Origin of the sequence: Tepidibacillus sp. LV47, assembly GCF_048381575.1 — a bacterium.
Lineage (GTDB): Bacteria > Bacillota > Bacilli > Tepidibacillales > Tepidibacillaceae > Tepidibacillus.
Map to the genome: position 1 here is coordinate 1 of NZ_JBLWIF010000015.1, position 10168 is coordinate 10168.

9 protein-coding genes and 2 pseudogenes are annotated in these 10168 nt (G+C 47.4%); 2 read left to right on the plus strand and 9 right to left on the minus strand.

Annotation, left to right across the window (positions count from 1 at the left end; all coding sequences use genetic code 11):
• Nucleotides 1–159: 159 nt before the first annotated feature.
• Nucleotides 160–1002 (minus strand): SDR family NAD(P)-dependent oxidoreductase, encoded by an 843-nt coding sequence (locus ACMW72_RS11365; RefSeq protein ID WP_418368954.1) that lies wholly within the window; start codon nucleotides 1000–1002, stop codon nucleotides 160–162.
• A gap of 178 nt (nucleotides 1003–1180) precedes the next feature.
• On the opposite strand from ACMW72_RS11365, the gene ACMW72_RS11370 reads away from it, so the two are divergent.
• The gene (locus ACMW72_RS11370; protein ID WP_418368955.1) at nucleotides 1181–1729 is read left to right on the plus strand and encodes a TetR/AcrR family transcriptional regulator; all 549 of its coding nucleotides are present in this window, start codon (nucleotides 1181–1183) and stop codon (nucleotides 1727–1729) included.
• Nucleotides 1730–1814: 85 nt separating this feature from the next.
• Here the strand turns inward: ACMW72_RS11370 and ACMW72_RS11375 are convergent, their stop codons facing one another.
• The 8 genes and pseudogenes from ACMW72_RS11375 to ACMW72_RS11410 form a co-directional block, all read right to left on the minus strand.
• Nucleotides 1815–2186 carry a DUF2255 family protein gene (locus tag ACMW72_RS11375; RefSeq protein WP_418368956.1) on the minus strand — a complete coding sequence of 124 codons (372 nt, stop codon included), beginning with the start codon at nucleotides 2184–2186 and terminating at the stop codon, nucleotides 1815–1817.
• Nucleotides 2187–2197: 11 nt separating this feature from the next.
• Nucleotides 2198–2608 carry a cupin domain-containing protein gene (locus ACMW72_RS11380; protein ID WP_418368957.1) on the minus strand — a complete coding sequence of 137 codons (411 nt, stop codon included), beginning with the start codon at nucleotides 2606–2608 and terminating at the stop codon, nucleotides 2198–2200.
• Between the two features lie 36 nt (nucleotides 2609–2644).
• A pseudogene (locus ACMW72_RS11385) lies at nucleotides 2645–3148 on the minus strand (zinc-binding dehydrogenase); the annotation flags it as partial.
• 222 nt (nucleotides 3149–3370) lie between these two features.
• Nucleotides 3371–4264, minus strand: a pseudogene (locus ACMW72_RS11390) (family 1 glycosylhydrolase); the annotation flags it as partial.
• Nucleotides 4265–4639: 375 nt separating this feature from the next.
• A complete protein-coding gene (locus ACMW72_RS11395) occupies nucleotides 4640–5620 on the minus strand; it encodes an aldo/keto reductase (RefSeq protein ID WP_418368958.1) in 981 nt (326 codons plus the stop codon).
• Nucleotides 5621–5664: 44 nt separating this feature from the next.
• Nucleotides 5665–6831, minus strand: coding sequence for an MFS transporter (locus tag ACMW72_RS11400; protein ID WP_418368959.1), 1167 nt, complete (start codon nucleotides 6829–6831; stop codon nucleotides 5665–5667).
• A gap of 280 nt (nucleotides 6832–7111) precedes the next feature.
• Nucleotides 7112–8101, minus strand: coding sequence for an aldo/keto reductase (locus ACMW72_RS11405; protein WP_418368960.1), 990 nt, complete (start codon nucleotides 8099–8101; stop codon nucleotides 7112–7114).
• A 42-nt stretch (nucleotides 8102–8143) separates the two neighbouring features.
• Nucleotides 8144–8995, minus strand: a complete 852-nt coding sequence (locus ACMW72_RS11410) for an aldo/keto reductase (RefSeq protein WP_418368961.1) — start codon at nucleotides 8993–8995, stop codon at nucleotides 8144–8146.
• Nucleotides 8996–9173: 178 nt separating this feature from the next.
• Here ACMW72_RS11410 and ACMW72_RS11415 point away from each other — a divergent pair, with 178 nt between their 5' ends.
• Nucleotides 9174–10070: an AraC family transcriptional regulator N-terminal domain-containing protein gene (locus ACMW72_RS11415; RefSeq protein WP_418368962.1), complete on the plus strand. Its 897-nt coding sequence runs from the start codon at nucleotides 9174–9176 to the stop codon at nucleotides 10068–10070.
• Nucleotides 10071–10168: the final 98 nt, after the last annotated feature.

The window sequence follows — 10168 nt, forward strand, 5'->3', positions numbered from 1 at the left end:
AGCCGCTTAGATGATTTTAATTATTTCCACTGTCTACTTGACAGGGGGCAGTTCAGTTCCAGCTAGCCTCTCCGTTTTTCATTTGCCAAAATGATACATGGTCATCCAATCCCATTTCGCTCCCCGAATCCTTAACAGACTCACTTCACCTCTGGCTGATTATGCCTCCTCGTGCGCCAGAGAAGTCGACAAGTCACGGTATGCGTTGATCTGTTCTTTGAACTCGGCGGCCTTCCGCTCGGCTTCGGCGATGGCGTCAGCACCGGCGATAAAACGGCGTGGCGGTTCCTCTTGGCTAGCAATAGCCACTAACGCCTTGGCCAGTTTAGCAGGATCACCAGGCTGTTTCCCATTCATCGACTCCCACCAAGGCCGCAGCTCGGCATTGCGTTCGGTGTAGTCCTCGATGCGCAGCGCTGCCCAAGTCGTCGATTCCGGCCGCAAAAGCTCAGTGCGGAAAAAGCCCGGATTGACGATGGTCGTCTTGATGCCGAATGGCTCGACTTCAAAACGCAGTGACTCCATCCACCCTTCAAGGCCGAATTTCGAGGCAGCATAGGCGGAACAATACTCATAACCGACGAAGCCCGCCGTTGATGAAACGGAGATGATATGACCGGAACGCTGTTTGCGCATCACCGGCAACACCGCGCGGGTGACATTCATCGGGCCAATGAGATTGGTAGCGATTTGATGATTGATCTGCTCCGGTGCCAGTTCCTCGAAGAAGCCCCCGTAAAAGTTAGCGGCGTTATTCACAAGCACATCGATCGTTCCAAAGCGGTCGACAGCTGCTTTGACAACAGCCTCAGCATCGGTGGGATCGGTGACATCCAGCTTCAAAACAAGCGCATTTTCGTTCTCTCCGATCGCGCTTGCCACCTTCTCCGGATTGCGGCCGGTCGCAACTACGTAGTAGCCAGCATCAAGGGCGGCTTTGGCAATCTCAACGCCCATGCCGCGCCCGGCTCCCGTAATTAACCATACTTTCTTGTGAGGCATGTTTCATTCCTCCTAACATTATAGTGTTAAAAATAGATATTGATTGAATAAACAACAACTGTTTATAATTATAAAAGAAAAGCGAATTCGTTCAATCGTTAAATGAACGGAATTCGTTGACTATTCAACAAATGAATACGAACTGTTGAGTATCTTTAGGAAAGGTGGAGCATTCACCATGACAAAAGTCGACCGCAGAATCGTCAAAAGCCAAGAAGCCATCAAAAACGCTGTCGTCGAACTAATGGCGGAAAAGCCGTTTGACGATATTACGATCCAAGAAATTGCCGACCGAGCCAATGTGAATCGAGGAACAATTTATCTTCATTACACTGATAAATACGATTTATTGGACAAACTCATTGAAGAACATATGGACAACTTGCGGGAACTTTGCCGTTCAGCATCGGATATAACGTTTGAAGAAGGGAATTACATCTGGTTTGAATATTTTGAACGCCACCAGTTATTTTTCTCCACGATGCTGTCAAGCAAAGGCGCTCCTTATTTTCGCAGCCGGTTTTTGGAGCTTGTCATCGAGGAATTTAAGCCGGAAGTCGATGTATCCAGCGGGAAAAATCAAGGGTTGCACGAGGAAGTGATCCTCCAATTTTTCGCTTCTGCGGTCGTCGGGATTGTCGAATGGTGGTTCAAAAACGGAATGCCGCTCCCGGCGCGCGTCATCGCCGAACAAACGGGACGGTTATTGGACCGCAATTTCGATTAATTTTCCAAAGAAAAGCACCGACGCCAGCAACAGGACGAATTCGCCCGCTGCTGGCATCGGTGATGATTCAAAAATTCGGTATGAGTTACATTGGAATAATCTTAACCGTCGCCGACCGGACGCGGCCGCTAATCATCGAGTGGAGATACGGGCTTCCTTTGTACTTAGACCGGTAGGCGTCGTCGATAAGGTCATTGATCGGCCCGTCGACCGGTTCAAACGCGACTTCCTTCGTCATGCCGGCAACTGTAATCCGTCCGGCTTTCTGCCGAATGGCGGCTTGGTACCAGCGGGAGCGCTGCCCGTTGTAGGCGCGCACATAGAGCGAATCGCCGACAACAACGTACCAAATCCACGTCGGCGTTCCATACGTTTTGCCGTCCTCACGGAACGGCGAAATGTGAAGATCATCGGCTGCGGCGATTTGACGCAGTTCCTCTTTTGACCATGCGGCCATGTTGCTGCCCCCTATTCATCCTTGCGGTATTGTTCATCCGTCACTTTTTCGAGCCATTCGACCCCTTGGCCGTCAGCGACTCCCGTCAAGGCGATATGGGTCATCGCCGTTGTCGGCGCCGCTCCATGCCAATGTTTAACGCCCGGCGGAAACCAAACGACATCGCCCGCCCGCACTTCCCGGATCGGGCCGCCCCACTCTTGCACCCAGCCGACGCCATACGTGATGATCAATCTCTGCCCGACCGGATGGGTGTGCCATGCCGTGCGAGCCCCTGGTTCAAACGTCACATAAGCAGCCGAATAAGGCGCAAAGACATTGGCTTGAAATAGCGGATCGACACGGACATTTCCGGTAAAATACGCTTCTGGCCCTTTCGCAGACGGCTGTGCGCCGTTGCGGATAATCTCGATGTTTTCCATTTTTTCTCTCCTTTCCTATGGATGCCTGTTCTTTCATTACGATAACGTCGACATATCGATGACAAAGCGATAACGGACATCGCTGCAGAGGACACGTTCATACGCCTCGTCCACTTGGGCGGCGCGAATCACTTCAATTTTCGGCGCAATGCCATGCTCGGCGGCAAAATCAAGCATTTCTTGTGTTTCCCGAAGGCCGCCGACAAAAGAACCGGCGATGCTGCGGCGGTGTATAATTAAGGAAAACACATTGTACGTATCCGGATTGCCCGGCGCGCCGACATTGACAAGTGTGCCATCGACACGAAGCAACGATAAATACTCATTCACATCTAGATTGGCCGATACCGTATTTAACATAAGATCAAATTGGTTTGCCAGCGTTTTGAATGTATCCGGATCGCTCGTCGCATAGTAATGATCGGCACCTAACGCGAGCGCTTCCTCTTTCTTTTTCAACGATTGGCTCAATACGGTAACTTCAGCACCCATAGCATGGGCAAATTGCACCGCTAAATGCCCAAGGCCGCCCATCCCGATTCCCTTGCTTTATCCCCTCTTTTCTCCCTTTTTCTAACGCTTTTTGTTCATAGGAAAGGATGAAACAATTTTTTTCATCAAATTCGGGAGTGTGATATGCTTGTCCATAGAGAGCACCTCCTAGGTTTGTTTGTGTGCGTACTTACACAGGAAAGGTGCTCTTTTTCTATAATCTTCATGAATATTATGGCTAATCAACACGCGTGGGAAAACAATATCTCATTACAGTTCTTCACCGTTTGTCGCAATGACGTTTTTATACCAGAAAAAAGATTTTTTCTTCTTTCGTTCTAGCGTTCCAGAACCATCATCATGCTTATCTACGTAAATATAACCATAACGCTTACTCATCTCACCAGTTGATGCGCTAACTAAATCAATACATCCCCATGAAGTATAGCCCATCAATTGTACTCCATCTTCAATAGCTTCTCCCATAGCTTTAATATGTTCCCGTAAATAATCGATACGATAGTCATCATTAATAGAACCATCTTCTTCAACTTTATCATATGCTCCAAGCCCATTTTCAACAACAAATAAAGGTTTTGATAACGATCATAAAGTTCATTCAGTGCAATCCGAAGACCAATTGGGTCAATCTCCCATCCCCAATCACTCGCTTTTAAAAATGGATTTTTAACACCTCCAACAATGTTTCCTGATGTTGACTCTTCGGGTGATTTTACTTTTTTCACCGTACGAGACATGTAATAGCTAAAACTAATAAAGTCAACAGGATATTGTTTTAATAACTCAAGATCGCCATCGTGAATGTCAAGCTCAATTCCGTTTTCTTTAAAGAAAAGTTTCGCAAATGCTGGGTACTCTCCACGCACTTGAACATCGCCACATAAATAGTTAAATATACGTCCTTCTTGTAGGGCATGTAAAACATTTTCCGGATTACAATCGAAAGAATAAGTCGGTGCATAAATAAGCATGCATCCAACTTTGGTATTTGGAATGATTTCATGAGCGGCTTTTACAGCCAAACTACTTGCAACAAATTGATGGTGCAAAGCTTGGAAAGTATGCTGCAAACGAGTTTCTTCGCTATCCGGTAAAAAAACCAAGTCCTAAAATTGGGATACGAATGGCTCCATTAATTTCATTGTCTGATTTGTGGACCGCATCCATGAACGCTCGACGGAAGTGCTACAACGCTTAGGGTGTGCAGTGTGATTGAGAAGTTAACTTTTCAAGGTATATCTTTCCTGAAAACAAAATTTGGCAAAAAGCCCCCACTAGCCTTTGGAATATAATTTCCAAAGGAATGTATTAAAGTTTATATATGGTTTAATTCCCTTACGCACCCACTTTTTCTAACTTCACTTCGTACCCTAACCCCTCTAATTTCTTCACCGTTTGACGCACGATCTTTGCTTCCCGTTGACGATCCCAATAGTCTATAATATTAATGACAACAAAAGACTGTCCACAGCAGACCCATTGACTAGGGAACCTTGGGGACAGCCTTGTTTCCTTATATTAGCGATGGCCAACTATTGGATGCGGTACATACGGCTCTTCTAAGTAGTCCATTTCTTCCTTCGTCAATGAAACCGATAGCGCTCCAACTGCATCTTCTATGTGGGAAATGTTTGTCGCCCCTACGATCGGTGCGGTGACCGGTTCTTTGTGTAACAGCCAAGCGAGAGCGATTTGGGCGCGCTTGACGCCATGTTTTTCAGCGAGTTCGGCAACACGTTCAACAATCGCCCGATCCGCTTCTGCGGTAGCATCATATTTCGCTTTTTGAATTTGGTCGGTTTCCGAACGATGCGTCTTTTCCGACCAATCGCGCGTCAACCTCCCTGACGCCAAAGGGCTATACGGAATCACCGCAATGTTTTCTTCCTTGCAAAGTGGCAGCATTTCCCGTTCTTCTTCGCGGTACATGAGATTGTAATGGTTTTGCATCGAGACAAATTTCGTCCATCCATGTTTTTCTGCTGTATAGTTGGCTTTCAAAAACTGCCAAGCATACATCGAAGAAGCCCCTATGTACCTCGCTTTTCCCGCCTTCACCACGTCATGCAGCGCTTCCATTGTTTCTTCAATCGGCGTATCGTAATCCCAACGGTGGATTTGGTACAGGTCCACATAATCGGTTCCTAGCCGCTTCAAACTGTTATCAATTTCGCGCATAATGGCTTTTCGCGAAAGGCCTTTGCCATTGGGACCTTCATGCATCGGGAAATACACTTTTGTCGCGATGACGATTTCATCCCGATTGGCATAGTCCTTTAACACTTTCCCCAATATTTCCTCACTCGTTCCGCCGGAATACACATTGGCCGTATCAAAAAAGTTAATGCCTAATTCAAGCGCTCTTTTGATAATCGGACGGCTTTTCTCCTCATCAAGCACCCATGGATGAATCCACCGGTCCGCGATCCCAAAGCTCATCCCACCAAGGCAAATGCGCGATACGTCCAAACCAGTATTTCCAAGTTTCACATATTCCATGTGACCAATCCTCACTTTCGATAATTTGGTAAATCTGTAATTTTTTAAACAGAATTTACTTTCTCTAAAGAAGATTCTTTATTTTTTAGCAAACGCTTTCCAAAGAGGCTAAACAAAACGAAGGAAACCGCAACCGACAGCGCGCCGGACACAAACATCGTTTGATAGCCTGCTTGCTCAGAAATCCTTCCGAGCAAAATCGCTCCTAGCCCGATGCCAAGGTCGGTCGCCGTCGTAAACGACGCATTGGCGACCCCGATGCGGTCGGGGCGGGCAATGCGAATCATCGCTGCTTGGAGAGCGGGTTGCGCGGAACCAAACCCAATGCCGAATAACACTGCGGCCGCAAGAAACCCAAACCATCCCTTTGAAATACTTAAGAGAAGCAAAGCGAATATGGTTATAACTAGAGCCGGCACAATGACAAACGCTTCGCCGTAACGGTCCGAAAGTTTCCCGGCAAGCGGCCGGCTCAACATAAGCGTGGCCGCGTAAACGAGAAAAAACATCCCTGAATTGACATGGATCGATCGGGCGAACAACGGAACAAACGTCGTGATGCCGCCATAGGCGAGAAACAGAAAAATGACCGAAACCGCGACGGGCAACACCGATGGTTCAAAAAACTCGACGCGTTTTGCCCCCGACTGCCGCTGAAACGGCATGTCTGCCGGAAGCACCAATAATAAGGCCAGCATCGAAAGAAGCGCGGCAAATAGAAATAACCCATGATACGATATGTTCTCGGCCACCGCAAGGCCGATCATCGGGCCGATCGCCATCGCCGCCGTCATGGCAGTGCCAAACCAGCCCATCCCTTCCCCACGGCGGTTGGGCGGAATGACATCCGTAGCGACGGTCAACATGGACGTGGTCGAAACAGCCCAGCTCACTCCATGCCCGATTCGCAGCGCCATCAACGCCGCGATTCCCCCGATCCAAGGATATACATACATCGCCACCGCAAACAAAATCACTCCGCCGATGATAAACGAGCGTCTGCCGAACCGGTCGAGCAGCCCGCCCACAAACGGGCGAAACAAAACGGCCGACAGCATAAACATTCCCGTTGCCCACCCGACATGCGACCCGTTGCCGCCAATCCGCTTAATAAACAACGGTAACGTCGGATATAGCATGTAAAAGGCGGTGAAGAGGAACAGCGTCGCAACAGTCATGAGAAGAAACGGTTTCGTCCATAGCTGTTCCAACGACCATACCTCCTATCAGTGAAAAATTCCAAGCGGTCTGTCCGCTCCGTTTTCACTCAAAAATAGATATTAATCCATAAATAGATATCTGTCTATAATTATATGCCGAAACAGGGCGGCTACAATGGTTAAATGAGCACTATTTATTGATTAATGAACAAAACGATGGAAATTGTCTATCAACCTTAAGTGCTGCCGCAAAAAATCGATCGCCGAATAGGCAAGTTCTATTCAGCGATCAAAAAGGCAGCCATTGACTCCACTAGCACTCACTGCAGCGTTATTTGCTTACCCGCTTGGCATAGTCCGAGCCGGCCGGATAACGGTCTCCGGCAATTTCGATGTTCGCAAGCGCATCGTCCAACTTCTGAAGCTCTTCTGCCGTAAATACAACATCGAGCGCGCCGAGATTTTCTTCGAGGCGTTCTAATTTGCGCGTCCCCGGGATCGGCACAATCCATGGCTTTTGCGCCAATAGCCATGCCAAGGCGATTTGCGCCGCCGTCGCTTGTTTCTCGGCCGCAAACTTCTGAATGAGATCGACCAACACTTGATTGGCTTCAAGATTTTCTGGCTGGAACCGGGGCACAATGCGGCGGAAGTCAGAGTCGGCAAAGGTGACATTCTTATCAATTTTTCCGGTCAAGAACCCTTTGCCGAGCGGGCTGAACGGCACAAAACCAATGCCGAGCTCCTCAAGCGTAGGAAGCAATTCTTCTTCCGGACTTCTCCACCACAACGAGTATTCGCTTTGGACCGCCGCAAGCGGTTGCACCGCATGGGCGCGGCGAATCGTCTGCACTCCTGCTTCGGAAAGCCCCCAATGGCGGATTTTCCCTTCTTTCATTAAATCTTGAATCACCCCGGTCACTTCCTCAATCGGCACATCCGGGTCAACGCGATGTTGATAGTACAAGTCAATCGTTTCCACTTTCAGCCGTTTCAGCGAACCTTCGACCGAGCGGCGAATTGTCTCCGGCTTGCTGTTAAGCACTTGTTTGTCGCCTTCCATTTGAATACCGAATTTTGTAGCAATAACAACTTCCCCTTTGAACGGAGCAAGCGCCTCACCGACCAATTCCTCGTTCACATACGGGCCGTACACTTCGGCAGTATCGAAAAATGTCACACCGCGCTCCACAGCCGCATGAATGAGCGCAATCATCTCCTTCTTGTCCGCTGCCGGCCCATAGCCGTGGCTCATTCCCATGCAGCCAAGCCCAATTGCTGAAACTTCTAAGCCGCTTTTGCCTAATTGGCGTTTTTGCATGATTTCACTTCCCTTCTAACATTCATGATTAAAAAGTACACGCTAAATATCAAGCCGGCGATTGCAAAGCCATTTCACGATTTCCGGTTCGTTATGTGAAAAGAACAGGCTTTTCTTCGTATCTAACGCCGCAATCATGTCCATATCCTCTTGGCTTAATTCAAAGTCAAAGATATGGAAGTTTTCAATGATTCTTTCTTTATGAACCGATTTTGGAATCACTACGATTCCCCTTTGCGTCAACCAACGTAAAATCACCTGAGCAACGGATTTATTATACTTTTGAGCTATTGATACTAAAACTTCATTTTGGAAGATGTTATTTCTTCCTTCAGCAAAAGGCGCCCAAGACTCTATCTGAACATTGTACTCTTTCATAAGTTTCGCGCTTTCTATTTGCTGGCAGAAAGGATGTGTTTCAATTTGGTTTACAGCAGGAACTACTTCATTATGAATAATCAAATCTACCAGACGATCCATCTGGAAGTTACTAACTCCAATTGCCCTAATCTTTCCCTCGCGATACAATTCCTCCATAGCGCGCCATGAGCCATACACATCGCCAAACGGCTGATGAATTAAATACAGATCGATATAATCCAGCTGCAGCCGCTCCAACGATCTCGCAAATGCTTTTTTCGTGCTCTCATAACCGGCATCCTGAATCCAAAGTTTTGTGGTAACAAATATTTCCTCTCTTGGCACGCCACTCCGTTTGATTGCTCGGCCGACCGCCTCTTCATTTTGATAAGCGGCGGCCGTATCAATGAGGCGATAGCCGGTCATCAAGGCGTCATATACACATTGCTCACACACATCTAGGTCGGTAATCTGGTAAACGCCAAAGCCTAAGATCGGCATCTTGACGCCATTGTTCAACGTAACTGTTTGCATATATATACCTCCTCTATTCTCTGGAAAACCTCTTTGCATCTTTCATTATGCCGCAACTACAAAAGAGACCGGTATCACAATCATCGCAAATCATTGCCTAATCCTCTCACAACCACTTATGCAGCCGATAAATATGTATTAGAATAAAACTAACAAAATAAAAACGAAGGAGGATTTTATGTACGAACAAATTTATCAACAACAAAACGAACTGGCCAAACTCGTTGAGCGCCATACAGGGCAAGATGGGGTTCACGCAACAGCGATTCCTGCTTTATTTTTGTTCCGCCAATCGGGGGTGACGGCTCCGAGTCACGGCGTTCAACGCCCTTCTTTATGCCTTGTTGTCCAAGGGAAAAAAGACGTCTGGCTGGCACAGGAACGTTTTACTTACAGTCCTACCCATTATCTTGTGGCATCCGTTGACTTGCCAGTTATTGCCCAAGTAGTAGAAGCAACTGAAGATGTGCCGTATTTGGCGTTGAAAATTGAATTGACGCCTGGGGAAATTTTAGACGTTTTAAGGGATGAGGAAATTGGAAACGGCCTGAACGGACAAGCTAAGCGGGCGATGTTTGTCAGCCCGATCGAACTCCCTTTGCTCGATGCAGTAATAAGACTCGTTCGTTTGCTTGACACTCCGAAAGATATTGACGTCCTAGCTCCTATTTATACGAAGGAAATCTTGTATCGCGTTTTGCAAGGGCCTCATGGAGATGTGCTGAAACAAATCGCAATCGAAGGGAGCTCTGTTTATCGAATTAGAGACGTGATCGAATATATTAAACAAAACCATAATCGACCTATTCGAATTGAAGAGTTGGCGGACATTGCCCACATGAGTGTTTCTTCTCTTCATAGACACTTTAAAGAAGTAACAGCGATGAGCCCGATTCAGTTTCAAAAACAACTACGGCTCCAAGAAGCCCGGCGCTTGTTATTAACTGAATCGACCGATGCCGCCGATGTCGCCTTTCAAGTCGGCTATGAAAGCCCATCGCAATTTAGCCGCGAATATTCCCGCATGTTTGGGCTGCCTCCAAAAGAGGATGTCAAGCGTCTAAGAGGGGTTTGAACGAAACAAGCGAATGCTTAGAAAAGGAGAGGCTAGCTGGAACTGAACTGCCCCCTGTCAAGTAGACAGTAGAAATAATTAAAATCATCTAAGCGGCT

Bases quoted from the DNA above. Each gene is read 5' to 3' on its own strand.
- ACMW72_RS11365 (WP_418368954.1), bottom strand. From the start codon at position 1,002: ATGCCTCACAAGAAAGTATGGTTAATTACGGGAGCCGGGCGCGGCATG.
- ACMW72_RS11370 (WP_418368955.1), top strand. From the start codon at position 1,181: ATGACAAAAGTCGACCGCAGAATCGTCAAAAGCCAAGAAGCCATCAAA.
- ACMW72_RS11375 (WP_418368956.1), bottom strand. From the start codon at position 2,186: ATGGCCGCATGGTCAAAAGAGGAACTGCGTCAAATCGCCGCAGCCGAT.
- ACMW72_RS11380 (WP_418368957.1), bottom strand. From the start codon at position 2,608: ATGGAAAACATCGAGATTATCCGCAACGGCGCACAGCCGTCTGCGAAA.
- ACMW72_RS11395 (WP_418368958.1), bottom strand. From the start codon at position 5,620: ATGGAATATGTGAAACTTGGAAATACTGGTTTGGACGTATCGCGCATT.
- ACMW72_RS11405 (WP_418368960.1), bottom strand. From the start codon at position 8,101: ATGCAAAAACGCCAATTAGGCAAAAGCGGCTTAGAAGTTTCAGCAATT.
- ACMW72_RS11410 (WP_418368961.1), bottom strand. From the start codon at position 8,995: ATGCAAACAGTTACGTTGAACAATGGCGTCAAGATGCCGATCTTAGGC.
- ACMW72_RS11415 (WP_418368962.1), top strand. From the start codon at position 9,174: ATGTACGAACAAATTTATCAACAACAAAACGAACTGGCCAAACTCGTT.